Annotated in this window: 20 protein-coding genes; 6 read left to right on the top strand and 14 right to left on the bottom strand. The window is 45.1% G+C overall.

The features are described 5' to 3' along the window. Window positions 1-128: 128 nt before the first annotated feature. From V6C21_RS00220 to zupT, 12 genes are all read right to left on the bottom strand, one after another. Window positions 129-2375: a DNA gyrase subunit A gene (locus tag V6C21_RS00220; RefSeq protein ID WP_034838997.1), complete on the bottom strand. Its 2247-nt coding sequence runs from the start codon at window positions 2373-2375 to the stop codon at window positions 129-131. A gap of 53 nt (window positions 2376-2428) precedes the next feature. Beyond that, complete coding sequence (locus V6C21_RS00215; RefSeq protein WP_034838994.1) at window positions 2429-4417, bottom strand: DNA gyrase/topoisomerase IV subunit B; 1989 nt, start codon at window positions 4415-4417, stop codon at window positions 2429-2431. Window positions 4418-4762: 345 nt separating this feature from the next. Continuing rightward, window positions 4763-5443 (bottom strand): hypothetical protein, encoded by a 681-nt coding sequence (locus V6C21_RS00210; protein ID WP_479268032.1) that lies wholly within the window; start codon window positions 5441-5443, stop codon window positions 4763-4765. A 29-nt stretch (window positions 5444-5472) separates the two neighbouring features. Further along, window positions 5473-7344: an ATP-dependent zinc metalloprotease FtsH gene (gene ftsH / locus V6C21_RS00205; RefSeq protein WP_034839399.1), complete on the bottom strand. Its 1872-nt coding sequence runs from the start codon at window positions 7342-7344 to the stop codon at window positions 5473-5475. A gap of 60 nt (window positions 7345-7404) precedes the next feature. Next, a complete protein-coding gene (gene hpt / locus V6C21_RS00200) occupies window positions 7405-7944 on the bottom strand; it encodes a hypoxanthine phosphoribosyltransferase (protein WP_479268031.1) in 540 nt (179 codons plus the stop codon). 2 nt (window positions 7945-7946) lie between these two features. Beyond that, window positions 7947-9344 (bottom strand): tRNA lysidine(34) synthetase TilS, encoded by a 1398-nt coding sequence (tilS, locus tag V6C21_RS00195; protein ID WP_045085348.1) that lies wholly within the window; start codon window positions 9342-9344, stop codon window positions 7947-7949. Then, on the bottom strand, window positions 9334-10689 hold the full coding sequence (gene dnaB / locus V6C21_RS00190; RefSeq protein WP_034838982.1) for a replicative DNA helicase: 1356 nt from the start codon (window positions 10687-10689) through the stop codon (window positions 9334-9336). The genes tilS and dnaB overlap by 11 nt, the downstream gene beginning before the upstream one ends. Window positions 10690-10820: 131 nt before the next feature. Continuing rightward, window positions 10821-11270 (bottom strand): 50S ribosomal protein L9, encoded by a 450-nt coding sequence (rplI, locus tag V6C21_RS00185; RefSeq protein ID WP_034838980.1) that lies wholly within the window; start codon window positions 11268-11270, stop codon window positions 10821-10823. A gap of 62 nt (window positions 11271-11332) precedes the next feature. Further along, on the bottom strand, window positions 11333-13333 hold the full coding sequence (locus tag V6C21_RS00180; RefSeq protein ID WP_479268030.1) for a DHH family phosphoesterase: 2001 nt from the start codon (window positions 13331-13333) through the stop codon (window positions 11333-11335). A gap of 375 nt (window positions 13334-13708) precedes the next feature. Continuing rightward, entirely contained in the window at window positions 13709-15478 is a 1770-nt protein-coding gene (locus V6C21_RS00175; protein ID WP_479268088.1) for a ribonuclease J, read from the bottom strand. Window positions 15479-16178: 700 nt separating this feature from the next. Further along, window positions 16179-18524 (bottom strand): sugar phosphate nucleotidyltransferase, encoded by a 2346-nt coding sequence (locus V6C21_RS00170; RefSeq protein ID WP_052659842.1) that lies wholly within the window; start codon window positions 18522-18524, stop codon window positions 16179-16181. A 107-nt stretch (window positions 18525-18631) separates the two neighbouring features. Further along, window positions 18632-19411 (bottom strand): zinc transporter ZupT, encoded by a 780-nt coding sequence (zupT, locus tag V6C21_RS00165; protein WP_045085346.1) that lies wholly within the window; start codon window positions 19409-19411, stop codon window positions 18632-18634. A gap of 225 nt (window positions 19412-19636) precedes the next feature. Between zupT and rnhA the strand changes: the two genes are divergently transcribed. The 6 genes from rnhA (at window position 19637) to V6C21_RS00135 (ending at window position 24452) form a co-directional block, all read left to right on the top strand. Then, window positions 19637-20101, top strand: coding sequence for a ribonuclease HI (gene rnhA, locus V6C21_RS00160; RefSeq protein ID WP_045085345.1), 465 nt, complete (start codon window positions 19637-19639; stop codon window positions 20099-20101). 271 nt (window positions 20102-20372) lie between these two features. Then, complete coding sequence (nifS, locus tag V6C21_RS00155) at window positions 20373-21548, top strand: cysteine desulfurase NifS (RefSeq protein ID WP_034838971.1); 1176 nt, start codon at window positions 20373-20375, stop codon at window positions 21546-21548. A 28-nt stretch (window positions 21549-21576) separates the two neighbouring features. Then, on the top strand, window positions 21577-22017 hold the full coding sequence (gene nifU / locus V6C21_RS00150; RefSeq protein ID WP_034838968.1) for a Fe-S cluster assembly scaffold protein NifU: 441 nt from the start codon (window positions 21577-21579) through the stop codon (window positions 22015-22017). Window positions 22018-22339: 322 nt separating this feature from the next. Beyond that, window positions 22340-22642 carry a hypothetical protein gene (locus V6C21_RS00145; protein ID WP_034838966.1) on the top strand — a complete coding sequence of 101 codons (303 nt, stop codon included), beginning with the start codon at window positions 22340-22342 and terminating at the stop codon, window positions 22640-22642. A gap of 98 nt (window positions 22643-22740) precedes the next feature. Continuing rightward, entirely contained in the window at window positions 22741-23850 is a 1110-nt protein-coding gene (locus tag V6C21_RS00140; RefSeq protein WP_052659841.1) for an iron-containing alcohol dehydrogenase, read from the top strand. A 476-nt stretch (window positions 23851-24326) separates the two neighbouring features. Beyond that, window positions 24327-24452, top strand: coding sequence for a hypothetical protein (locus V6C21_RS00135; RefSeq protein WP_479268029.1), 126 nt, complete (start codon window positions 24327-24329; stop codon window positions 24450-24452). 212 nt (window positions 24453-24664) lie between these two features. Here V6C21_RS00135 and V6C21_RS00130 read toward each other — a convergent pair whose 3' ends face one another. Both V6C21_RS00130 and V6C21_RS00125 read right to left on the bottom strand, forming a co-directional pair. Continuing rightward, on the bottom strand, window positions 24665-25654 hold the full coding sequence (locus V6C21_RS00130; protein WP_034838962.1) for an ATP-binding protein: 990 nt from the start codon (window positions 25652-25654) through the stop codon (window positions 24665-24667). Window positions 25655-25665: 11 nt separating this feature from the next. Then, the gene (locus tag V6C21_RS00125) at window positions 25666-26631 is read right to left on the bottom strand and encodes a DnaD domain protein (protein WP_034838959.1); all 966 of its coding nucleotides are present in this window, start codon (window positions 26629-26631) and stop codon (window positions 25666-25668) included. Between the last annotated feature and the right edge of the window lie 304 nt (window positions 26632-26935).

The following is a 26935-nucleotide window of genomic DNA, read 5'->3' as shown; positions in this document are numbered from 1 at the left end:
GTAAATATTATAGCAAAGCTGGGTAAAATATTAATGGCAACATGGATTTATTTAAACTGCGTTTGCACTTCACGTTGCCACAGGCCGCCGGAAATACCGGCGGTTTTTTCATTTTGACTCAAAAGCTATCAGCTAAAAGAAAGCTGTTCGCCGGCCAAATCGTCATTCGATGGAATAGAACCCGCTCCCGGCAGGTTTTTGACCATATAGCGGTGAGGATTTTTAAACATGCCATCGTTATATTCCTTTACAGATATGACCGATTGTCCGCGCTTCAAAGTCATTGCGGAAACGCCCTGGGTGCTGCGGGTGGTTTTTGGTGAAATGGCGCCGGTATGAACTATAAGCATTTTTCCGGCAGACGAGGTCAGAACAAATGCTTTATCCTCCTCAATCTTTGTGGCCAGCACAAGCGGTGACTTATCGCTGTAAGCCCCGATAAGCTTACGGCGATTTTGTTTTGTCGCGTATGACTTCAGTTCCACCTTCGCCACCTTGCCGTTTGCAAAGAAGAACAGCATATATCCCGAGTAATCGGTAGTCACTATCATGCGGCTGACATTTTCGCCCTCATCAAAGCCGAGTTTTGCCGGGATATACTCACCGAGCAGGCTCGCTTTCATATCATCGAAGTCGGAGGCCTTTGCCTTATATACCTGACACTTATCAGTAAAGAACAAAAGCTCGCTGTTATTTGTCGCCTCAATTTCCTCGGTAATCTCGTCGCCTTCCTTGAGCTTTTGCTCACCAGACATTCTGAGCGACTGGGGCGTAATCTTCTTGAAATAGCCCTCTTTTGTCATAAAGAGATGCACCGGATAATCAGGTACCTCTTCTTCTAATATGCCGTCGTCATCGGGAACATCATACATAATCAGGGTTTTGCGCGGTTTGCCATACTTTTTAGCAACTTCCTGAAGTTCATCGGCTATAACATCAAGAATCTTTGAACTGTCCGCAAGGATATCCTCAATCTCACGTACTTCTTGCTCGAGTTTTTCGATTTCCTCCGTCCGCTTTAGGATATACTCGCGGTTTAAATGCCGCAGTTTTATTTCGGCAACAAACTCTGCCTGAGCCTCGTCGATACCGAACCCGATCATAAGGTTTGGGATGACTTCGCTTTCCTCTTCCGTCTCGCGGATTATCTTAACAGCCTTGTCAATATCCAGCAATATCTTTGACAAGCCTTTCAGCAAATGCAGTTTATTCTTCGCTTTCCCGAGGTTATGTGTCAGTCTGCGGCGGACACAATTAGTCCTGAATGAAGTCCATTCATTCAGCAGTTCCCTTACGCCCATAACGCGCGGCATGCCGCCGATTAAAACATTGAAATTGCATACAAAGGAATCTTCGAGCGGAGTTAGTTTGAACAGCTTCAGCATAAGCTTATCAGGGTCAGCTCCGCGCTTAAGGTCTATTGCGATCTTAAGTCCTGTAAGATCGGTTTCGTCACGTATATCTGAAATTTCCTTGACCTTATTTTCTTTGACAAGCTCTACAATCTTGTCAATTATAGCCTCAACAGTAGTTGTGGGCGGAATTTCGGTGATTTCAATACAGTTGTTGGATTTGTCATAAGTATAGCGCGACCTCACCTTAAAGCTTCCGCGGCCGGTTTCATATATCTCATCGAATGCTTTTTTGTCATACAAAATAATGCCGCCGCCTGAAAAATCCGGCGCTTTAAGGGTCGAGGAAATATCGTGTTCCGGGTCTTTTATCAGTCTCGCGGTTGTTTCACACACCTCCGCAAGATTAAACGAGCAGATGTTTGACGCCATGCCGACGGCAATACCTGTGTTTGCGTTGACCAGCACAGACGGGAATGTAACCGGCAGCAGCGTCGGCTCTTTCATTTTGTTGTCATAGTTGTCTACAAAATCAACGGTGTCGCTGTCTATATCTTTGAAAAGCTCCTCGCAGATAGGGTCAAGCCTTACCTCCGTATAACGCGAGGCGGCATATGCCATGTCGCGCGAATAAGCCTTTCCGAAGTTGCCCTTTGAATCTACATACGGATGCAGCAGCGCGCCATAGCCGCGGGATAAGCGTACAAGCGTTTCGTAGATAGCAGCGTCACCATGAGGGTTAAGTTTCATGGTCTGCCCTACAACATTTGCTGATTTGGTGCGCGCACCGCCGAGCAGCCCCATTTGGTACATTGTATACAGCAGTTTGCGGTGTGACGGCTTAAATCCGTCGATTTCCGGTATTGCCCTCGACACGATGACGCTCATCGCATAAGGCATATAATTTATCTCAAGTGTTTGTGTTATCGGCTGTTCAATTACAGCACCCGCGCCCTTTATTTCCGCCTTAATGCCGCGGGGCTTTTTCATTTCTCTGTCATTGCTGTCTTTGCGGCGGGACATTCTATCACTCCTGTATTTCGGGTAGTTTCAGCATTTCTCGGCATAAACGGACATCAGCTAACATCGGCAAGATCAAGATACATATATCCCTTTTCAGCTATATATTCCTTACGGCCCGTAAGGTTATCGCCGAGCAATAGGTCAAATATTTCTTCCGTTTTCTTCGCGTCCGCCGGGGTTACTTTAATAAGCCGTCTGGTCTCCGGATTCATAGTGGTTTCCCACATCATATCCGGTTCGTTTTCGCCAAGGCCTTTTGAACGCTGAACTGTGTATTTCTTGTTGCCAAGCTGCGCGATAATTTCAGCCTTCTCCTTATCAGAATAGGCAAAATACGTCATGTCTTTTGTGTTTATCTCATAAAGCGGAGACTCAGCAATAAATACATAGCCCTTCTCGATAAGTGTCGGGACAAGCCTATATAGCATTGTGAGAATCAGTGTCCTTATCTGGAAACCGTCGACGTCTGCATCGGTGCAGATAATTATTTTGCTCCAGCGCAGCGCGTCGAGGTTGAAGGACTGCAAATCCTTGTTTGCCTTTGAACGCACTTCAACTCCGCAGCCCAGCACCTTTATAATATCCGTTATAATATCGTTTTTAAAAATACGCCCGAAATCTGCTTTCAGACAGTTTAGAATTTTACCTCTGACCGGTATTATCGCCTGAAACTCCGCGTCGCGTCCCAGTTTACAGGCGCCGAGGGCCGAATCGCCCTCAACAATGTAAAGCTCGCGGCGCGAAACGTCCTTTGTGCGGCAGTCAACAAATTTCTGCACGCGGCTTACAAGGTCAAGCCCGCCGGAAAGCTTCTTTTTTATGTTCAGTCTTGTCTTTTCCGCGTTCTCGCGGCTTCTTTTGTTAATAAGTACCTGAGCGGCGATCTTCTCAGCGTCGGCAGGGTTTTCAATAAAGTAAACTTCCAGCGAATGCTTGAGAAAATCGGTCATCGCTTCTTGAATAAACTTGTTAGTTATCGCCTTTTTGGTCTGATTCTCATATGACGTCTGCGTCGAGAATGAGGAGGTTACGAGGAGCAGGCAATCCTCTATATCCTGAAAACTTATCCTGCTCTCGTTTTTGAGATACTTGTTATTCTGTTTGAGATAGGCGTCAATCTGAGACAGAAAAGCGCTACGGACTGCCTTCTCCGGAGCGCCGCCGTGCTCCAGCCAGCTCGAGTTATGGTAATACTCAAGCATATTTGCGCTGTTGTGGAAACACATCGCCACTTCTATCTTCACTTTGTACTCGGGCTTGTCCTCTCTGTCACGGCCGCGCCGCTCTGTCGTCCAATACTGCACCGGCGTCAGCGCATTTTCACCGGCTATTTCCTCAACATAATCCTTTATACCGTTTTGATAACAGAATTCATAGGTTTCAAAGCCGTTAGGGGTTTCATTGCGAAGTATAAACAAAATTCCCGCATTTACCACAGCCTGGCGCTTCAATGTATCTTTGTAATATTCCAGCGGCACCGCTATATCGGTAAAAACCTGCAGATCGGGTTTCCAGCGTGTTTTTGTTCCGGTTGTTGTGTCAGAGGTTTTTCTCTTTTTAAGGCCGCCGATATTTTCACCATGCTCAAAATGAAGATTATAAATATAGCCGTCCCTTTTTACCTCGACGTCCATGTATTCGGAGGCATACTGCGTTGCACAGGCACCGAGTCCATTCAGGCCGAGTGAGAATTCGTAGCTTTCGCCTTCCTGCGTGTTATATTTTCCGCCTGCGTATAATTCACAATATACAAGTTCCCAGTTATACCGCTGTTCGCTTTTATTATAATCAAGGGGTACACCGCGCCCGAAATCCTCTATCTCAACGGAATTATCCATATATCTTGTAACTATAATCCGGTTTCCATAGCCTTCACGAGCCTCGTCAATGGAGTTTGAAAGTATTTCGAAAATGGAATGTTCACAACCCTCAAGTCCATCAGAACCAAAAATAACGCCCGGGCGTTTTCGAACCCTGTCGGCGCCTTTAAGCGATGTTATGGACTCGTTGTCGTAATTTCCAGTTCCCTTCTTTTTTGCCATTATTGTCCTCCGTTATCTATTGAATCAAGTAATGAATTTACATTATATAATGAAACATTTACTAAAGCGTTATTTATTACTGTAAACAAAAAAAGCCGAATTGTCAAGTATTGCAGCCTCAAGGCAGGCCTCGCTATCTATCAAGATTTCCATTAATTATTATAGCAATAACTGTCAAGTTTTACTGCAAAAAGCACTTCCCTGCCGAATTTGGGAAGTGCTTTGGAATACGGTTATGTAGTGGGCGGGTAGCCATTTATCCAAAACGAAAGCCTATAGAATTGTTTTGCCCGCTTAATAATACAAAAAGCACCGGCTGCTTTGCCGGTGCTGATTGCAATTCTTTTATTTTAAAGTACATGTGCCGAAAACCGCTGAACCTTTTATCATAAGAAACGGCAGTCCATTTGTCGGCGGAACTATGGGGGCGTTGTTAATGAATGTTCCGAACACCGGTGTAACATCCGTCCTATAAGGTATGTTTCTCGGCATTATTATTATAATAGAACCGAATGTAGCAGAAATGTCGATTATCGCATTGCTTTGTATCGCTATTTGGCTGAGGTCAATTGTTATAGTTCCAAAAGTCGACGTGATATGTCCGCCTTTAAAACTCTTAGAGGAATTGGCTATTTTAACGTTGTTAAAGCTGTTGCTGAAATGGATAAAATCGTTCATATCGGCAGAGGTGCTATTTCCAACAACCGACGCTTTTACGGCGTTGTAAACGATCCACATACCAAAAGCTATAATGATTATAGCAACCAGAGTTAAGAAGGTATGTCTGCCCAATAACCCCAAATCGTTTATGATTATCCAGCCGCCGATAATCAGAAAAACTACATTATAAAAACGGACGCCCCGGTGAATTATACTTGTAATTGCTACCGCCATGATAACCAAAGCCCAAAAGCTTGCAGCGGATATATCTAAGGTCCATCCGAAAAGTGCCTTAAACAGAGTAAGCATTCCAAGCGCTATAACAAAAATACCTGCAACAATCTCGGACGCCGTTTTCCTGTTCAAAGAATCCACCTCAATTTCATTTTGACGTCTTATGCTATAGGCGCATCTGCAAGCCCTTGAATGCCGCCCACAGGTCCAGGGCCGTTGTCATCCTCAGCGAAGTATTTCTCAAACTCTTCGCCGGACATTTTCTCGTGTGTAAACAGGTACTGAGCAATCTGATAGAGTTTATCCTTCTTCTCCTGAAGGATACTACGGGTCTTTTCATAGGCCTCGTCGATAATATTCTTAATCTCTGAATCTATCTCAGCCGCGACGTTTTCAGAGTAGTTTCTCGCCTGAGCAAAATCGCGGCCCAAGAATACCTCGTCATGCTCGGAACCATACACAATCGGCCCAAGTTTTTCGCTCATGCCGTAAGCAGTGACCATCTTGCGCGCAATATTGGTTGCGCGCTCAATATCGTTCGAGGCACCTGTTGAGATATCGCCGATAGCAATGCTTTCGGCAACCCTGCCGCCCAGAAGGGTGCAGATCTCTTCAAACATCTCTGTTTTCGAGTTATAGTATCTATCCTCAACAGGAGGCGAAAGCGTAAAGCCGCCGGCACGTCCTCGTGGAATAATTGAAATCTGCTGAACAGGATTCTGCGTCGGAAGGAATCTTGTGACAACCGCATGACCTGCTTCGTGGAAAGCAGTAATGCGTTTTTCTCTTTCGGTAATTATCCTTGACCTTTTCTCCGGTCCGACAATTACTTTGACAGTAGCTTCCTCAATTTCAGCCATGTTTATCTCTTTTTTGCCTCTTCTGGCAGCGAGAAGTGCCGCTTCATTGAGGAGGTTCTCTATATCTGCGCCGGTAAATCCGACTGTTGTCTTCGCAATTTCTTTAAGGTTGACATCACTTGCAAGGGGCTTACCTTTAGCGTGAACTTTAAGAATCGCCTCTCTGCCCTTTATATCCGGCACACCGACATAAACCTGTCTGTCGAAACGTCCGGGACGCAGCAACGCCGGGTCAAGTATATCCGGCCTGTTAGTCGCAGCGATTATAATTACGCCTTCATTTGCGCCGAAACCGTCCATTTCAACAAGCAACTGGTTTAACGTCTGCTCGCGTTCATCATGCCCGCCGCCAAGACCGGCTCCGCGGTGGCGTCCGACTGCATCAATTTCATCTATAAAGATAATGCATGGTGAATTTTTCTTTGCCTGGTCGAACAGGTCACGGACACGCGACGCGCCGACACCAACAAACATTTCGACAAAATCTGAGCCGGAAATTGAAAAGAACGGCACGCCTGCTTCACCGGCGACAGCCTTTGCAAGCAGGGTCTTACCGGTACCCGGAGGGCCGATAAGCAGTACACCCTTTGGTATTCTCGCACCTAATTCATTAAATTTACGAGGATTTTTGAGAAATTCAACAAGTTCTTGGAGTTCCTCTTTCTCCTCATCTTCACCGGCTACATCGTCAAAAGTGGTGCGCTTCTTTTCATCATTCACCTGCTTTATTCGGGCTTTCCCGAATGACATGACTTTACCGCCGCCAGCACCGCCAGTCTGATTCATGATATATACCCAGAAAGCAATCATGGCTACAGCAAAGATAATCCATGGCAGCAGGCTGAACCACCATGGAGCCTGCCAAGCCTGAATGTAATCATATGTTATACGGTTGCTCGGATTCTTTTCATTATATTGTTCAACAATTGGCTCAACTGTCTTTAAGAACACTTCAACGCTTGGAACGGTGTATCTTACTTTGGTATTATCGCGCAAAGTTATAACAGTTTCGCCGCTGCCGAGGTCAAGTGTAAAATCCTTGACGTTATTCGTCTCAAAATATTCTACAATTGTAGAATATCTCAGCTTTTTCTCGGCCGGTTGTTGATTGAAAAGGCTCAGAGCAAGTATGCCTATGATTATCAAGATAATATATATGGCGATACCGCGCATATTTTTTTTGTTCAAATATAATCACTCCTTATGCCGTTCGTTCGGCACTCAAAGGTTGCCTTATTTTTCATATATCTCCGGTTTCAGGACTCCGACAAAAGGCAGGTTGCGGTATTTTTCCGCATAGTCCAGCCCATAGCCGATAACAAATTTATCTGGGATTTCAAACCCACAATAATCTGTCTTGACTTCAACTTTGCGGGAATAAGGTTTATCAAGAAGCGTGCAAATTCTTATACTATTCGGGTTTCTCGATTTAAGCAAATCTATAATGTAATGCAAAGTAAGCCCGCTGTCGAGTATATCTTCTACAATCAAAACATCATATCCTTGGATCGGATTATCCAAGTCTTTAATTATTTTAACCACCCCTGAGCTTTTCACGCCCGCGCCATAACTTGAAACGGACATGAAATCAATGCGCGCAGGAATAGTGATATGTTTCATCAAATCAGACATAAAAACAACGCAGCCTTTAAGGATACCTACTAATAACAGATTTTTGTCCTTATAGTCCTCACTTATCTTTTCTCCGAGTTCAGCAACTTTTTTTTCAATTTCTTCTTTAGTAAGAAGTATTTCAGCAAGATCGTTTAACAAAGTTATACCTCCAGGTGTTTTATTTCAAGCAGGAATGCGTTTTCTGTATCTTCTGTCACTTTGCATCGTTCGTCAACCCCAATTCCGCCAGCCCATATTACGCCTTCGTCATCATAAGCTACCGGAATGTACGGTCTTAGTTCAACAGGGACTTTGTTCTCGTTGAAGAGCTTCTTAAGCGTCTTGGTAACATTCCTGCCCGCAGGTTTGATTTTGTCCCCTTTAGATTTACCATGAACCAATGCGTTACCTCTTATTTTATCACAATCTACTGCATTTTTAAAATATCGTTTGTTAATATTTTTAAAATTTTTCAGCAAAGTCCGTGAAATCGGCGAAATAACTAATTTAAACTTTGGGTTTTCATATATTCCGACCTTGAAGGGGAAACAAAAGTCCGCACCAGGAGTATCCTTGATGTTATTGTTCGTAAATATCAATCTGCCGTTTGCAACATTTGCGAAACATCCGCCCCTTATTTCGGTTTTGCCTTTGCCCTTTTTCATTAATTCAATTATTTTTGCAATGTGGAGCGCTTCTTGAGACTTTCCCGAAAAAGCTGATGCAGCAAGCGAAACACACCGGTTTAATACCGCACTGTTGCAGTCGTTTAAGAGCTTATCTACAAGATATTCTCCCTCTTTAATTTTCGCGCTGGCCAGCTTTTTTTCAGCCTCACTCTCAATGTAGTCCCTGTCTTCTTCAAGGGAGTCAAACAGCCTTGCCGCCGCCTTATCAAAGGACGGATTAATCCGGTAAAGCTCAGGGATAACATCAAGCCTTATGCGGTTTCTTGTATAATCACGAGTAAAATTCGTACTGTCGTCTAAATATTTTATACCAAAATATTGGCAATATTCCTCAGTATCATGTCGTGTGCAGCGAATAAGCGGCCTTATTATGTTACCTCTCACAGGCGGTATGCCGCATAAGCCGCGCAGCCCTGTGCCGCGGGCAAAATTGATGAGGAAAGTTTCTATTGAATCGCTGAGCGTATGTGCCGTCGCGATTACGGCGCCGATTTCACTCGCCTTTTGTTCAAAAAAGCTGTATCGGACCTTTCGCCCTGCCTCTTCGACAGTTTCACCCTCGTTTTTGGCACGCCCGATGACGTCCGCGTGGAGCAAAAATACGGGGACATCATGCTCGGCGCACCAATCTTTCACATAATTCTCGTCTCGCTTTGCCTCTTCACCCCTAATTCCGTGGTTTACATGGGCCGCATAAACCTTAATACCGGTTTTTTCGCGGATGGAGCATAGATAATGCAGCAATGCCATCGAGTCGGCGCCGCCGGAAACACCGACAAGCACCGCACTCCTGTCCGCAAGCATATTATATCGCTTTATCGCCGCTTCAGCTTTGCCGACAAGCGGCGGTAGACTCTCATTATTGTTCATTGCGGTACCTCTCCGCAGTAGTAAATCTTGTATGTGCGCCGTCCCAATGCAGAGGGATTTCTCCTACAGCGCCGTGACGGTTTTTGCCGATTATGCAGGTCGCCTGATTATGGTTTTCCTCATTTTGTTCATAATAATCCTCACGGTAAAGGAAAAGAACAATATCAGCGTCCTGCTCGATGGAACCGGATTCACGCAGGTCCGACAACATCGGCTTATGGCTGGTTCGGGATTCGGTTCCGCGGGACAACTGCGACAGCGTAATAACAGGCACATCGAGGTCTTTTGCCATAATCTTCAGCGCCCTTGTTATCTCTGAAACCTCCTGAACACGGTTCTCTATTCTGCGTCCGGAGGACATCAGCTGCAGATAGTCGATAACGACAAGGTCAAGCCCTTTGATTCGGCGGCATTTCGCCTTTATTTCAGGCACTGTTATGCCGGAGGTGTCGTCAAAATACATATTGCATTTTGACAGCGTGTCCGCCGCCTGCGCAAGCTTTACCCAGTCGTCGTCATTGAGTTCGCCGGAACGCAGGGCAGTGTTTTCAATCATACTCTCAGAGGATAACATACGCGAGACATTCTGCTCGCTTGTCATCTCAAGCGAGAAAAAGGCTACTTTATAGCCCTTTTTGGCCACGTTCTGCGCAATGTTCAGCGCAAACGCGGATTTTCCCATTGCCGGACGGGCTGCTATCAGTATAAGGTCGGAGCGGTTAAGTCCGGATATATATCTATCAAGTTCCGAAAAACCGGTAGGGATGCCGAGGTATTTGCTCTTCTCCTCGCTGCTGATTTTATGGAGCCTGTCATAAGCTTCAAGTATGACTTCCTTTACATGCTTAACGCCGTCTACCGTTTTATCCTGTCTTATATCATAAATCTTCTGCTCAGCAGCGTCCATTATCGCGCGGACGTCATCCGTTTCCTCGGACGCAGACGCGATTATCTCCTTAGATGCGTTAATAAGGCTCCTGAGAAAATATTTATCCTGAACGATTTTGGCATATGCCATTACGTTGGCAACCGACGGGACAACTTCGGCTAACTGGAGAAGATATGCTTTTCCGCCCGCCTCGTCATAAACTCCGTTTGCTTTAAGTTCGTCAAGCAGCGTTACTATATCTATAGCGCTGCTTTGACTGAACATAGAGACCATTGTCGTAAAAATTTCACGGTGCTGAGGCAAATAAAAATACTGCGGCTTTAGGACTTCAAGCACCTGATAAAGGCATTGCGGGTCTATTAGAATCGAGCCTAATACAGACTGCTCTGCCTCAAGGCTGTAAGGCTGCTTTATATCCTCAAGATTTACCGGAACAGCACCTTTTTCGTTAGGCATCATTGACCTCCTTGGCTTTTTCGAAATACCACATATGTAAAAACGTAAAAAACTGTCCTAAATTTTTGAAAGTCCATTAAATCCTCACAGGGATAATTCAAGACATTCGATTATTTAGGACAGTTGTTGAATTAGTCGGCAGCTCCTACTATAACATGAAATTTAGCCGTAATGCCGCTGTAAAGCTTCGCTTCAGCCTGAACAGCTCCGTATGTCTTTATATCGTCCTGCAATACAATTTTCCTTTTATCTATATCAAGCGAAAATTGCTCCTTTATCGCCTGAGCAACTTCCTTAGATGTAACGGAACCGAACAGCTTTCCGTTTGCGCCAGCCTTTGCGTAAATTCTCACTGTCTTGCCCGAGAGTTTTTCTGCCGCTTGCTGGGCGTTAGCCTTTTCAACCTCTTTGCGGTATTTTTCAGACTGTTCTTTATTGTGCAGCTCATTGAGCGCTTTGTTATTGGCTTCAACCGCAAGCCCGCGGGGTATCAGATAATTTTTCGCGTATCCGTCAGATACGTTGACAAGCTGCCCCGCCTTTCCGGAACCTTTTACGTCAACTTTGAGTATAACCTTCATTATAATGCCTCCCGAGTTTGGTTTCGGCCGTTTTCAAATAACAAAAGGCCAAAACGCATATATCAATCGTTGTTAGAGTGTGTTTTATTCTCTTCGAAATATTTGTCAATGGCGTCAATCAGCTTTTCCTCAGCGCCTTCCAAGTCGGTGTTTTTAAGCTGCGCGCCCGCCATTGTCATATGACCGCCGCCGCCCAACTTTTCCATAACAAGCTGGACATTGACCTTGCCCATTGAGCGTGCCGAAATGTAGATGCCGCCGTCGACGGCATACAGGACGAACGAGGCCTTTACGCCAGCAATCTGCAACAGTTCGTCAGCCGCCTGCGGAGCAATCAGCCTGAGATTCTTGTGGACTTCACTTTTGCCGAGCACTATGGCGCAGCCTTTATAGATATTCGCCGAGGCGACGAGCCTTGCGCGGGTCACATAATCCTCCATGCTGCCGGAAAATAGTTCTTTGACTTTTGCAGTATCGGCGCCTTTGCGGCGGAGATAAGCCGCGGCTTCAAAAGTGCGCACGCCTGTACGGACAGAAAAGTTGCGGGTATCGAGGGTAATTCCCGCGAGCAGTGCGGTCGCTTCTGTAACAGTTATCGACTTGTCCGCTATATACTGGACAAGTTCCGTCACCATCTCCGACGCAGACGAGGCATAGGGCTCATGGTAGAACAGAACGGCATTGTCGATGAAATCAACCATTTTGCGGTGATGGTCAATAACCGCTATGGTCTTTGCTACTTTGTAAAGCTCGGGGTATTCGACAAAGCCCTTTCTGTGTGTATCGGCAACAATAAGCAGTGTTTTAGGCGTTACAAGGAAAAGTGATTCCTCAGGTTCAATAAACGCCTCGCTGTAGCCTTCCTTTTCGAGCTGGTTAATCAGCCCTTTCGCAAGGCTGTCCCGCTTTGACAGAACAATCCTTGCACTGCAGCCGCGCGACATGATTGCCTTGTAAAGCCCCGCGGCAGCACCGACAAAATCAAGATCGGTGGCCTTATGGCCCATTATCAATACATTATCGCTGCCGTCAATAAGCTCTGAAAGAGCGGACGCGATAATTCTTGTTTTTACCTTTGTCCTCTTTTCAACAACTTTAGATACGCCGCCGTAAAACTCATAGCCAGCGGATGTCTTAACCGCCGCCTGGTCACCGCCGCGGCCCAATGCCATATCAAGAGCCTGACGCGCCATATCCTCGTTTTCAGCGAGGGTAGCGCCGCCGCGGCCAACACCGATAGACAGGGTGGCCGCCATGTAATCACCGATAGATATCTGTCGTACTTTGTCGAGTATGTCAAAACGTGTTTCGATAAATTTCTGGTAATGCCTTTCTTCAAACACAAACAGGTACTTGTTGCGGTCGGTTTGGCGCAAGAAACCAGTAGTCTGGGAAACCCAGGCGGTCAGCAATTTTTCAATCATGCTGACGATTTCCGCCCTTTCGCCCTCTTTAGCATTCTGCATCAGCTCATCGTAGCTGTCTATCATTATGATGGCAACAACCGGCCGCGAAAGCATATATTCAGTAGCAGTATTTTTAAGCTCAGTATTGTCAATAAAGTAAAGCTGATAGCACCCGTCTTTACGCTTTGAACCGTAAACGGTGTACTTTTTTGCAGTTTTTGCTTTATCATCAGTAACACTGGCGATATCGACACCGCGAGGCAATCTCTTAATGAAATCATCCGGAATGTCTGCCATTATTGTTTTAAGCTGTGTTCCATAGCAATCCTGGCATCTGAGCACATCAGTCCTAAAGAGGTTGTTGTACCAGATTATCTCACATGAGTCGTTAATTACAGCAACAGGCAGCGGAAATGCCTCAAGCGCCTGCTTGTCAGTCAGGGCAAGGTTCCGCACAGTTTCCTGCATAAGCTGCCTAACATCAAGCTTGAACTTATGCAGCCGGTAAAAAATCAATACAATTGTAACCAATACTGCTGCAAATTCCGCTGCGGCAATACGGTAGTCCCAAAAAAGACTTATTATTGGCAGCAGAACAAGAACACCAATGCCTAAATACAAGACTCTTCTTGATTGCCACAGCTGTTTGTTTTTCAACGGTGTTCACCGCTCTCCAATCTCTATTTTATATGCAAAATGATATTTCAGCGTATGTTTTTATCGCACTGAAACGAAATGCGCATAAGAGTTTATGACTGCATTTCATATCATCTTATGTTAATTTATGATATATGTCAACCCTGATGATTTGCGATTTTGACCTTATTATAGCTTATCTTGAGAAATAAAACAACGGTCTTAAGTTAAAGATATAACTATTAATGCTTAAAATTTAAAATTTAGTACATTTAATTAAAGATGACATCAATTTCAGTATACAAATCAGCCAAAGGACAGGCCACCGCGAAGCGCTATCCTCACAGTGGCCTGTCCTTGCATTTTACTGAGCTATTATAGGTTGTTATGTCACTTTTAAATTTCCATAATTACAGGAAGTATCATCGGGCTGCGTTTCGTTCTTTCGTATAACAGCTTTGAAAGAGCATCTTTTACATGGGATTTAATTGTTCCCCACTCTTTTATGCCGTTTTCAGCACATTCTTCAAGCACATCTTTTGCTACACGGCGTGTCTCATCCATCAGGCTTTCAGATTCCCTTACATAAACAAAGCCGCGTGAAACGATGTCCGGACCGGATACTACTGTTCCGGCGACGCTGTCTATTGTAGCGACAACAACAATCAGACCGTCCTGCGCCAGATGTTTGCGGTCACGGAGCACGATGCTGCCGACGTCACCGACGCCGAAACCGTCAACAAGTACGCGTCCTGATGGAACAGTGCCGACAACTTTGCATGAATTAGGGGTAAGCTCAATTACCTGGCCTATTTCCGTTATCAATATATTTCTCTTGTCCATGCCCATTGAAAGGGCAAGATTCATGTTCTTCCTCAGGTGCTTCTGCTCACCGTGGACAGGTATGAAAAACTTCGGACGTGTCAGGCCAAGCATAATCTTAAGCTCTTCCTGACATGCGTGGCCTGAGGCATGGACTTCGGCCAGCGATTCATAAACAACCTCTGCACCGAGCTTTAAAAGTTCATTGACCATTTTTGAAACGGTTTTTTCATTGCCCGGAATCGGGTTTGCCGAAATTATTATAAAATCATTCGGCCCAACCTCTATCTTATTATGGTCGGAAAACGCCATGCGGTACAGAGCCGACATAGCTTCACCTTGACTGCCGGTCGTTACTATGACCATTTTTTCAGGTGGATAGCGATTGATTAGATCAAGGTCAACGATAAGGCCTTCCGGAACGTCAAGATATCCGAGTTCAATAGCGATATTTATTACATTGACCATACTGCGCCCAGATATTGCCACATGTCTGCCGTAACAGGCGGCAGCGTTGACAATCTGCTGAACGCGGTGAACATTTGAGGCAAATGTAGCTATAATAATGCGCTTGTTCTGGGCGCGCTGGAAAAGCGCGTCGAAGGATTCTCCGACTTTTCTCTCTGACATTGTGTAGCCAGGGCGCTCAGCATTCGTTGAATCCATAAGTAGGGCAAGCACACCGTTTTTGCCAAGCTCGCCAAACCTTGCAAGGTCAATCATGTCTCCAAGTATCGGCGTGCAGTCTATTTTGAAGTCACCGGTTTGAACGATTACACCGGACGGTGTCTTTATTGCAATTGCGAGAGAACCGGCAATGGAATGGGTTACATTAATAAATTCAACTTCCATGCACCCGAATTGGACCTTATCGCCCGGCTCAACGACATTCAATTCTACTTTGCCGAGAAGCCCGTGTTCTTTAAGTTTTCCTTCAAGGATACCGAGGGTAAGCCGTGAACCATAAACAGGCATATTGATGTTCCTCAATACATATGGAAGCCCACCTATATGGTCCTCATGACCGTGAGTCAAGACAATGCCTCTAACTCTGTCGCTATTTTTTTCAAGCCATGTAACATCAGGTATCACAAGGTCTATGCCCAGCATATCGTCGTCCGGAAACGCAAGTCCACAATCTACAACAAATATATCATTTCCGCATTCAAACACTGTCATGTTCTTGCCAATCTCGTCAAGACCACCAAGCGGAATAATGTGTACGGGAATCGCTGGCTTTTCTGCTTGTTTGCGAGTTCGTGTTGTTCTGCGCTGTGTAGCACGAGTCCTTACCGTAGTTTTTACTGTTTTTGCCGATGCCAAAATTGCCGTTTTTGCCGGCATGGCTGCCGAAGAATTTTTAACCACTATATAACCTCCATTTATATGTTATCCGCCTTTGCAGATATAAAGTGCAATGCCATTTCTTAATAAGATTGTTATAATATTTCAAATAAATTAATCATTTCCAAGAAAAAACATATTAATATAAGCTCACTTTACCTTTATTATACAGACATACTACATTTTTCCTTAATTACCGCAGAAATCAACACACTCAAAAACACTAATTTTTGAGAAATAGTGTTAAACATACATAAAATCGTACAGGTATTCCCGCCAAGCAGTCATTGAAACTGTTTTTAATTATGCCTTCCGACTACAGCCGTTTAAAGTTCCAATCACCGAAGAAGAAATAACCCGTTTTGTTTTAGGCATAGAGCCATTAAGAACAGTTCTATCAGCCAAACCGTTCATCTAACCGGACTTATAGAATCTTTTTAAACAATAAACCGCTAAAGGTCCCCCGATTCACCGCGGAACCTTTAAATAAAAGCGAAAAACTTTGTCCGACCAAAAATCCGCTCAATTAAAATACGCCTATTAAACAATGCAAAAAATAAAATAAAAATTTCCGCACCAACATCTGCTTTCAAAAAAAACAGATGTGCAAATTAATGCCTAAAACCCGAAAGCATTAATTAAAAACTGTTAGCCATAAATTAAAACGATTGAATCCGTACACCCAAATACTCTTTATAGTTTAGCTTTTTTTACCGTTCTTGTCAATAGCTTTAACATTGTTTTGAAGTTCCCGCGCGATATCCGAGCAAAGTTCGCCGGCTGTCTCCATATCACCTGCTTCAGCGACAATTTTAATCCCTGTTCCGCGCTTGAGCGGGCTTATAAGCACCCTGCCTTTTCCCCTTGTCAGGACCACACCCTCGGCAGGCTGTGCCGAAATATCATCGGTAAAACTGCGCAGCAAAAGGCTCGGGTTGACGTCAAAATTTATTGACTTGACTGTAACGGCAAACTTGGGAAGTGACGCCTTCAGCGACGCTATCGTTCTGTCCCTGTCTTTTGCAAACGACAGTATACGCAGGGCATTTTCTAGCCCATCCCTTACCCAAGTCTGTTTTAGGGCAAGCCTGCGCGCTTGTGAATCGGCGTTGTCGGCTGGACATTCGAAATAGCGCAGCACGTGGCGCCCGTATCTTTGCGCAATTACATCAATTATTCTCGGGGCGTCGAAAGGCAGCGCAACGTCCTCGCCGTTTTCAAAAGCCACAATGCAGCCAAGCGCCAGCGTTTCTTCCGGGCTTGCAAATGACCCATCCTCGCATATAAAAGAGGCATGCGTGCCGAAAGCGTCGACGTGCACACAGATATCGCCGGTTGTCCCTGTCTGAACCCGGCACCCGTTTTGTTTCAAAATACTGATGAGCATTTTTTGAATTTCGCGGTTTGCCGACCTTACTGATATTGACGTACCAAAGTCTTTAGGCGCATATTTTTTAAGCTCACGCTGATAGACGGCCTTTATACCCTGCATTACAAACTCTTCGCTGTAATCCTCGGGCATACATCTTGAGATTTCACCAGTGGACACTGCCGCCTCAATCTTGCGTTCCACCGCCCTGCCTATTCCAAGGCCGCCAGCGCCGACAAGTTCAATCTTAACTTTGCCGCCGGACATTCGTACAAATATTCCGATATCAAGCCCAAAAAAGGTTACCGCAAAATTAAACAGCGACTCAAAGCAGGCACCAAAATCGCATACACGTGCCCCCGACGACAGTGCTCCCGCCGCGGTTGCAGATTTAAGGACGTTAGCAGCAACGCTGCCGTCGCTGGCAATACCGATATGGCCGGATTCAAATACGCCGCCGATTGCCGCGCCAAGTTTAGCGCAGTTTTCAGGGGTCAAATCCGCACCCGGTTCGCCGGTTATGCCGTCGTCGTCGAATATACCGCGCCGGATTCGCCCTTCTTTTATGTTCTGCGATACGCGCACACCGTCGTCTACAATCTTGCCGGGCCAGATACGCACGCCGGGGCTTACGGACGCGTTTGCCCCTATTACGCTTCCCGCTCCGGCAACTGAGCCTTCGTACATTCCGACTCGCTTCTTAAGTTTGGCGCCGGCGCACAGAAGAGCACCGCGCAGTTCCGTATAATCCCCGGCATATGCGTCTGGCAGCATAACTGAATGTTTTATGCTTGCGCCGGTGCCTATGGTACAGCCGTCGTCGATGACTGCATATGGTCCGATGACCGAATAGTCGCCTATGTGAACACCGCTGCCAAAATAGACGGGCGGTATCACGGTGTAATTTCCGCTGGGCAAGTTTTTCTTATAATAGATCCCATCGCGCTTTTTGGCCTCAATACGACAGTCGACCCTGTTTTCAAGCATGTCGAACTGGCATGAGGTATAGGCGCTGATGTCACCGATATCGCACCAGTAACCCTCCGCCTCAAAGCCGTAAACCCTCATGCCCCTTTCGAGCATAAGTGGGAACAAATCCTTTGCAAAATCAAAGGGATGGTGCTCGGGTATAAGCTTCAGCGCCCTTTCATTCAAAATGTATATACCAGTATTTACCGCGTCCGTTACAGCCTGCGCCCAGCCCGGCTTTTCGACAAATCCTTTGACGGCGCCGGACGCGTCGGTAACAACCAGTCCGTATTCCCTCGGATCGGCTACCCTCGACAGCAGAAGAGTCGCGTCAGCCCTCTTTTCAAGGTGAAATTTCATAGCTGACTTTAAGTCAAAATCGCACATTGCGTCGCCGCTTATGACAATGAAGTCCCCGCTGAATCCTTTTGCAGCATTGAGTACCCCTCCAGCAGTGCCTAAAGGCTTGTCCTCTTCAACAAAATGCAGTTTTACGCCACAGCAGCTTCCATCGCTGAAATAATCTGTAATCGCTTCAGGCAGGTAACGCAAGGTTACCGCCGCCTCATCGACACCGTTCCGGGAAAGCAGGTCAATTATATGTTCAATTGCGGGACGCCCGCAGAGTCTTGCCATTGGTTTCGGTAAATTGCAGGTCAGGGGGCGCAGTCGTTTTCCTTCGCCTCCTGCCATGATTACGGCTTTCATCAGAAAAAACACCCTCCTGCGTCTTTTTTTAAGTAGTATTTCACCGCAATCAGTTTTTATTTACCTTCACCATAATATTGGCAAGCTCGCACTTTTACCGCAAAACTTTATGTTCCCGACGCCGTCAGAATAAAAAGCATAAAAAGTGTGCCCATGACAATGCCGACCACAGCGGCACGCGGCCTTTTGTAACGCTCCGACGCCGGCACAAGTTCGCCGAAAGCAATATAGACCATTATCCCGGCGACCACCGCGAATACCCCGCCGAGTGAAGATGTATTCAAAAACGGAGCAAGGCACAGATACGCTATAAGAGCGCCGAGCGGTTCCGAAAGCCCTGACGCTGCCGAATACAAAAACGCTTTGCCGCGTTTGCCGGTTCCGAAATATATGGGAACAGATACCGCGACACCTTCGGGAATATTGTGCATTGCTATGGAAAGTGCCACAGGCAAACCAATCTTTATGTCCGAATACCCTGCCATAAAGGTAGCTATTCCCTCCGGAAAATTGTGAACAGTTATCGCAATCGCCGTAACTACACCCATATGCAGCAGTGACGCCCCGGAGCGGTCAATGCCTCCAGAAATTCCGATATCCGAAGGAATCAGCATGTCTATAATAGCGGCTAATGCCACCCCTGTGGCGAGAAAACAAAGGGAGATTGCCGGACCGTACCTTGGATTTGATACTGAAATGTTTTTTTGTGCTTCTGGAAGAAGCTCGGCAAATGATACCGTTATCATTACCCCCGCCGAAAATCCGAGAGCAGCAGACATAAATCTTGTGTCATTCTTTTTTGAAAACAGCGCAATAAGGCTTCCGATTGCCGTTGACAAACCCGCTATCGTCGAAAGCAACAGTGCAGGGAGAACACCGCTTGTCATTTTGTCCCCTCCTATAGTTTTGCGACTTTGCCTGTAATTTATTTTGCAGCCAGCAATAAAACCAGGCTGAGCAATGACTTTATAAAACAGAATTTATACCCCGTTATGCCTACAGCTTCAATACTTCCTAAAACATAACTATTCGTATTGTTTTTTACTGATAATTTGATACAATATTAAATTGAGTTGTTTTTATGCCATGTCATTAAATAATGGGAGTAACAGATGGAACTAAAGCATGTCGAAATATTTACAGACGGAGCCTGCCGCGGCAACCCCGGCCCCGGCGGATATGGGGTAATCCTCCGTTACGGCAAGCATGAAAAGGAGCTTTCCGGAGGTTATTCAAATACAACCAACAACCGGATGGAACTGCTCGCAGCCATCACCGGCCTTGCTGCCCTCAACGAACAATGCCGTGTAACGCTATATAGCGACTCCAGTTACCTTGTCAACGGCATTAAAAAGGGCTGGGCAAAAAAGTGGAAGGCAAACGGCTGGATTAAAGGCGACAAAAAGCCCGCCCTAAACGCAGACCTTTGGGATAAACTGCTCCAGCTAATTGATAAACACGAGGTTGAGATAGTCTGGGTCAAGGGTCACGCCGGCCATCCGGAAAACGAACGCTGCGATAAACTCGCTGTTGAAGCGGCATTAAAATCAGCAGGCGACGGCACAACATTTTTATAAAACCTGCTCGTCTCTTTACCAGTTAATCAGAATATGCCATAAATAAAGGCGATTTTTTTTGCACATTATATAATTATTCGATAATTCTTAAAATAAGACTTGAAATTTATACTCAATTAGTATAATATTAATGAAGTCAAAGAATTACATTGTAATCACCGGTTTTACACGATAGAAAATTTGAATGTATTCCGGCATATTCGGTTTTAAGCTAAAACCCGGCAGTTTAGCTTAAATGCACTTAAATTAACGGAATTAAGAGGTGGACTCTATGGATAAGTTTGTATATGCTGACAACGCTGCGACAACACCTGTCACAAAAGAGGTACTTGACGAGATGCTCCCGTATTTCTGCGACAAATACGGCAATCCGTCAAGCATTTATTCAAAAGGCCGCGAAGCCCATGAAGCTATTGATATAGCACGGAAAAGAGTGGCCGATGCGCTGGGCGCCGATGAGCATGAAATATTCTTCACCTCCGGCGGCTCAGAAGCCGATAACTGGGCAATACGCGGTATTGCTCACGCCAATGTCAAAAAGGGCAAACACCTTATCACAACTAAATTTGAACATCACGCCGTCCTGCATACAATGAAAGCGCTTGAAAAGGAAGGCTTTGAAGTTACTTATCTTGATGTCAATTCGAACGGTATCGTAAAACCGTCTGACCTTGAAGCGGCAATCAGACCCGATACAACCCTTGTTTCCATAATGTATGCAAACAATGAGATAGGCACAATTCAACCTATTCCCGAACTTGCAAAAATATGCTCAGATAAGGGCGTTGTTTTTCATACTGATGCCGTACAGGCTGTCGGCCATATTCCAATCAACGTAAAAGAAGAACATATCGATCTGCTGTCGCTTTCAGCCCATAAATTCCATGGCCCGAAGGGCGTAGGAGCTTTGTATATAAGAAAGGGCCTGCGTTTCCCGAACCTTATCGAAGGCGGCGCTCAGGAGAAAAACCGCCGCGCCGGCACAGAAAATGTCCCCGGCATAGTAGGACTCGGAAAGGCAATTGAACTTGCATGTGCCTCAATGGACGAAAACGCCAAAAAGGTCATCAAGCTCCGCGATAAGCTTATCGACGGCATACTCAAGATTCCGTATACAAGGCTTAATGGTGACCGCACAAAGAGGCTTCCCGGAAATGTCAATGTATCCATCGAAGGTATTGAGGGCGAATCTTTGCTGCTGCTGCTTGACATGAACGGTATCTGCGCGTCATCAGGTTCTGCCTGCACCTCTGGTTCACTTGACCCGTCGCATGTTCTGCTCGCGATTGGCCTTAAGCATGAAGTCGCACATGGGTCCCTCAGATTTTCACTGTCCGAGCTCAACACTGAGGAGGACATCGACTATATACTCGAAAAGCTGCCGCCAATCGTTGAGAGACTGCGCGCTATGTCCCCTGTTTGGGAAAATATGATGAAGAATAAGTAATCTAAAATTATAAAGGAGTGAAGCACTCATGGCATATAGTCAAAAGGTCATGGACCATTTCATGAATCCCCGTAACACAGGTGAAATTCCTGACGCCGACGGTGTCGGTGAAGTTGGCAATCCTGTCTGCGGCGATATAATGAAAATGTACCTTAAAATAAAGGATAATGTTATTACTGACGTCAAATTCAAAACATTCGGCTGCGGTGCCGCTGTCGCTACATCTTCAATTGCAACAGAAATGATAAAAGGCAAAACAGTAGATGAGGCTTTGAAGCTCTCCAATAAGGCAGTTATCGAGGCTCTTGACGGTTTGCCGCCGGCAAAAATCCACTGTTCTGTCCTTGCCGAGCAGGCGGTTAAGGCCGCACTTTCGGACTATTATCGCAAACAGGGCATTGACCCACTGCCGATAGTCGGTCCTATTGAAGACTGTGAAGCATGTCACCTGCATGAGTCAAAAAACTGATTGTCTATGCAAACGGGCTGCCATATATGACTGTAGATTATCCGCACGTCGTATAGCAGCCCTTTATTTTGTGTTCTAAAATAGTAATCTGTAAAGCGTCAAATTAATTGTTAATATTTACTAAAAGTGGATATCTTGTATTTACACAAATCAAAACATATGTTATACTTAATTTTACACTGTATATTAAAGTGAATAATTATGTGCTATTAAACAGACTATTACTGGGAAGTTCTTTTGTATAGCATTTGACACTATTCACCTAATGCATGTGACGTTTGCTTTTGTCTTGTACCCAATTTTTTGACAGGAGGGAGATCATTTGGCGGAGCCGAAATCAAAAAACAAGAAATTTCTGACATATAAGGGCAGGCCCCTTGTCCGGTCTGGAAATACAATTTATTACGGCAACATGTGGGAAAAATACGTCGTAATAATGCAAATAATCAACACGAAGCCGCTTTTCGGCCAAGACATATCAGGAACTGTAGTGGTCCAACTCGTTTCTACCGATAAGAATCTTAAAATTAGTGAGAGAATAGTGAAGCAGGCAGAAAAAAACGGTCTTTATAACGCAATTGATATCGGGACTATCTGGCTTGAAAGAGCACTCAACGAATCCTGATTGATAAATTTAGGTCATATTAAAAAAGCTGCCAGCTTCGGCAGCTTTTTTTCTGAATATCTTTCACAATACTGGCTATTTAAGCTCGAGGTGTCGATATGGATTTTAATTTTTTCATGCCGGTTAAAGTGGTAAGCGGCTATGGCTGCTTTGAGAATTCCCAAGATGAACTCAAACCTCTTGGAAAAAGGTGTCTCATTGTTACCGGCAAAAATTCCGCAAAAACAAACGGCGCTCTTAAAACTGCTGAAAAAGTGCTCAAAGACGCGGGTATAGACTATCTAATTTATGACAAAATAATTCCGAACCCGCTGCTGTCATCGTGCTATGAAGCCGGAATCATGGCAAGAAAATTCCGCGCTGACTTTATTCTTGGTATAGGCGGAGGCTCACCGCTTGATTCTGCTAAAGCGGCTGCTGTCTTTGCAAGCAATCCTTCAATGCAGCCTGAAGACATTTATAAATGCAATTTTTCAAAGGCCCTGCCGATTGTTCTTGTCGGCACAACTGCAGGCACTGGAAGCGAAGTCACCGCAACCGCAGTTTTGACGATAGACAGCAAAAATATCAAAAAAAGTATTACTCACAAATGCTGTTATGCAACACTTGCTTTTGCCGACCCAAAGTATACTGAAACCTGTCCCTATAATCTGACTGTATCGGCGGCACTCGACGCACTATGCCACGCCATAGAGGGGTATTATTCAAAAAGAGCCGGTGATATTGCTCATGCCGCAGCTCTCGTCGCAGTTAAAAAGCTGTGGCCGAATATGATGTGGCTGCGCCAGCACCCGGACACGCTGCCGGACGGAAAAGCGCGTGAAGAGCTTTACTACGGCTCGCTGTGGGCCGGAATAACACTCAACCTTTCCGGAACCGGTTTCCCCCACCCTGCCGGCTATCCGCTGTCGGTGGAACTCGGTATACCGCATGGAAAGGCATGCGCTATTTTTTTGCCTGACTACATAAGACATAACGCTCCTGCTGCACCGGAGCTTACTGTTAAGCTTATCAGTGCGCTCGGCTGCGGCATAGATCCGTTTTGCGAAGCAGTTAAAGACCTCACCGCGGTAAGAGGCGTTAAACTTTCACCGCAAAAGTGTCTTGAATACGCAAAAATGCTGGAAGGACGGAAAAACCTTACTAACGCCGTTAATCCCTCGACAGTTGATGAAGTACATTCTATCTATCTGAAGCTGTTAGGATAAGCATAAAGCTGATTGACGGCGAATACCGCCTGCCTGCTGTAAATTCCCCGAAAGGTTAATCCTTTCGGGGTTTTATTTTTATCAAAAAAATCTATCAAGCACGCCGGATAAATCGGAAATTATTCTTTGAAATTAAAAAGTTACAGAGCTAAATGATATCAGGCCGATTTCATTAAAAAAACATTGCACAAATTGCCAATTGAACAGCGGGATATTAAGACACTAAGAAATCACTATTATGCGATTAACTATTATTTTATCGCTTTGCACAATTGATAACCTCTTGCAAGTTATGAAATCCAACCTATTTCACGCTAATTTCTTTTTTATATAATTTTTTGTTATGTGCTATTTACATTTTTCCCAAGACGAGCTATAATAATGTCAAAATATTTTATATTTTTACTTATTTCGGTAATTATCTTTCATTTATGAAAATTGCATGCATTGCCAATAATCTGTTAGGAGGTAATAAAATGAAGAGAAAGATTTCAAGTCTTTTAGTTGCTGTAGCATTTGGCGTTATGTTTATGCTCAGTGTCGCCGCTGCAAGCGGTTACACGGGCAGTTGTAAATGTATAGGTAACCATCAAAGTGCATGAGTTAATTGCCTAGCGGTTGCCACCGCTGGGCAGTTTTTTGAAAAAAACCACCGAAATAAAAACAGGTGGCTTGACTCAGCTTTTCAAACCCCACTCACCAAGTCAAGAAACTGATAATAGCTTGACCCGAATAAAAAGAACCCTGCCAGAGTAGATGAAGGTTTGGCCAACCACATCTAAAACGGCAGGGTCGTTTTCCCGTAAATATTGCCTTAACAGTTCGCCTTTCGGCGCAGTTTCAACTGTCTTATATCGCTCCCAAAGAATTTGAGCAGCTTGAACTCGCCGATAAGCCGCGAGAATATGCGTTCACCGTATCTTGATTCAAGCTCCTTTTCAGTCAAATTAGTGCTGACAATCATCGGGCGGTGATGAAGCATGCGGGTATTGATGATATTATACAGCGTATTTACGGCAAACGGCGAGGCATAGTCGGGAAGCTCGTCAAGAATCAACAGATCACAGTCAAAAACTGAGAATGTATATTTCTTGTCACTTCGCCCGAAATTCTCATCTTCCATCTTCATGAAAATATTTTGGGCCGTATCGTATACGACGCCGAATCCCTGTTCAATAACGGCGTTTGCTATGGAAAGCGCAAGATGCGTTTTCCCGAGCCCTGTTTTGCCAAGCATCAGCAGGCTTGTATCCGCGTGCTTGAAATCGGCCGCATAATTCTTGCAGTGATTCAAAACTTTTTCCATATGCCACCGCACATTAAAGTCAAACCTATCGTCATGCTCGTCTGGGTAGTAGCTTAAGTCAAATGTATCAAACGTAAAAAGCGGCAGGGGCGAGCCTGCATTCGCCCGCTTGCAGGCTTCCTCCCGCAGAAGCGCCCTTAAGCAGTCGCAGACAGAATCGCCGCAGTAACCGGTATCGTGGCATTTCGGGCAAAAGTAATTGATAGCAAGTATTTCCTTAGGGTAACCGTTCGCAACAAGCAGTTCCGCACGCTCGGCCTGAAGAGAAAGGTTCTGCGAACGGAGCTTTTCAAGTTTTGACGAGGTATCGCCGCTTGAATTTAAAATTTCTTTTGCAACTTTTATGCCGGTTTCGGCAAGTTCGCGTTCTATCTCAGCGAGTCTCGGTATTTTCTTATATAGCTCATATTTTATGCGCTCGTTCTCCTGAATAGCTTGCGCACGGCGCTGCTCTACCCTTCTTAGCGCCGCTGCGAAAACTTCAGAATCATATGGCATAGAGCGTCCTCCTATTCATCGTGCAGAGATTTCATTGAAAGCCGTACGTATTCGTCAATGTCATAGGACGGCGTCTTATCATCCACTGCTCTGCTCTTTTTGTTTTCATTGCGGGCCTGCTCAACCGTAGTAAAGCCTTTTTCATGCCACGCATTCAAAATCGAATTTATATATGAAAAAGATAGTTTTCCGGTTCTCGTAACGCCTATATCATAAGCGAGTTTGACGAGGTCTATCGGCATCTTCCAACTGCACCAGCGCGATATATGCTGTCTTTCAGTAGGTGTAAGGGCACGGTCAGTTATACCCATGATTGAGCGGACCTGACCTTCATATCCCCTGCGCTCCTCGAGTTCCTTTATCTTGTTTTCCGCTTTTTCATGGGTATCAATACCCTCTTCCGCCCAGCTTATTGCCATCTTTTCTATGTACCGCATATTGCCTTTGCCGAAGGAGGCACAGTACCCTACCAGCATTATGATAACGTCCGCAGGAAGCCCCGCGCCCTCGTATAAATAGACAAGCGTCGAACATTCCGAGGGGGACAAGAGCCTTCCAAGCTGGTGTGGAACCGCTTCAAGCAAAAACTTAATTTCCGCGTTCTCCTGCGATTTTTTCGCGATCTCTTCCTGCCCGTACTGAGTCGGCATATCTATAATCCTGTGAGCGGCAGTTTGCTCACGCGCTTTTCCGGATTCGCTTACTTGTTTGTCCTGCTTCTTATCTTTTTGGAGATTACCGTCAACCTTAATGAGTCCAGCCTTTTCCCAGAACAAAAGCGATTTTTCAAGCTGATCTTCAGTAATCTTCAAAGCGGCGCAAATTTCTGACGTATCAAGCGTTCCGGTTGAATTGCGAAAAACATATAAGAGCACTTTCAAATCGCTATGCGAAGCTTCGTTTATGTATTTATCCACCGCCTCGGCGGGCAAGGCCATAACGCCATTAAAGCAGTTGATTTTCAATTTTAATTTCATCACGTGACACCTTTCGACGTCTCAAAAAAATAACTCAAAATTGCAGCAGCACAACTTGCGGCAAGTATCCGCTGTTGATTTTTATAATGAATACTTGCTCTCACTGCTGCTGTAACTTTTATTATAGCATATTGAGCGTTAAGCCGAAAGTATCAAATTAATTTGATATACCCATCCTGTAGGTTTGTCAAAGATATGTTACACCGAGGGACAAAAAATCATGCAGTACCTTTTTAGGTGACTGCCATTTAAGCGGACGCATAGGAAAAGCATTATATTTACGGTTATGAACAGCCAGTTGAGC

Source organism: [Clostridium] cellulosi, assembly GCF_036762875.1.
Taxonomy (GTDB): domain Bacteria; phylum Bacillota; class Clostridia; order Oscillospirales; family Ethanoligenentaceae; genus Ruminiclostridium_D; species Ruminiclostridium_D cellulosi.
This window is presented reverse-complemented; position numbering and strand designations above follow the sequence as displayed.

Coding starts and splice junctions, on each gene's coding strand:
- dnaB (WP_034838982.1), bottom strand. CDS start 10,689: ATGCCTAACGAAAAAGGTGCTGTTCCGGTAAATCTTGAGGATATAAAG.
- nifU (WP_034838968.1), top strand. CDS start 21,577: ATGGCATATAGTCAAAAGGTCATGGACCATTTCATGAATCCCCGTAAC.
- V6C21_RS00135 (WP_479268029.1), top strand. CDS start 24,327: ATGAAGAGAAAGATTTCAAGTCTTTTAGTTGCTGTAGCATTTGGCGTT.
- V6C21_RS00215 (WP_034838994.1), bottom strand. CDS start 4,417: ATGGCAAAAAAGAAGGGAACTGGAAATTACGACAACGAGTCCATAACA.
- V6C21_RS00170 (WP_052659842.1), bottom strand. CDS start 18,524: ATGAAAGCCGTAATCATGGCAGGAGGCGAAGGAAAACGACTGCGCCCC.
- rplI (WP_034838980.1), bottom strand. CDS start 11,270: ATGAAGGTTATACTCAAAGTTGACGTAAAAGGTTCCGGAAAGGCGGGG.
- V6C21_RS00130 (WP_034838962.1), bottom strand. CDS start 25,654: ATGCCATATGATTCTGAAGTTTTCGCAGCGGCGCTAAGAAGGGTAGAG.
- V6C21_RS00175 (WP_479268088.1), bottom strand. CDS start 15,478: ATGCCGGCAAAAACGGCAATTTTGGCATCGGCAAAAACAGTAAAAACT.
- V6C21_RS00220 (WP_034838997.1), bottom strand. CDS start 2,375: ATGTCCCGCCGCAAAGACAGCAATGACAGAGAAATGAAAAAGCCCCGC.
- nifS (WP_034838971.1), top strand. CDS start 20,373: ATGGATAAGTTTGTATATGCTGACAACGCTGCGACAACACCTGTCACA.
- ftsH (WP_034839399.1), bottom strand. CDS start 7,344: ATGCGCGGTATCGCCATATATATTATCTTGATAATCATAGGCATACTT.
- V6C21_RS00125 (WP_034838959.1), bottom strand. CDS start 26,631: ATGAAATTAAAATTGAAAATCAACTGCTTTAATGGCGTTATGGCCTTG.
- zupT (WP_045085346.1), bottom strand. CDS start 19,411: ATGACAAGCGGTGTTCTCCCTGCACTGTTGCTTTCGACGATAGCGGGT.
- rnhA (WP_045085345.1), top strand. CDS start 19,637: ATGGAACTAAAGCATGTCGAAATATTTACAGACGGAGCCTGCCGCGGC.
- V6C21_RS00140 (WP_052659841.1), top strand. CDS start 22,741: ATGGATTTTAATTTTTTCATGCCGGTTAAAGTGGTAAGCGGCTATGGC.
- tilS (WP_045085348.1), bottom strand. CDS start 9,344: ATGAACAATAATGAGAGTCTACCGCCGCTTGTCGGCAAAGCTGAAGCG.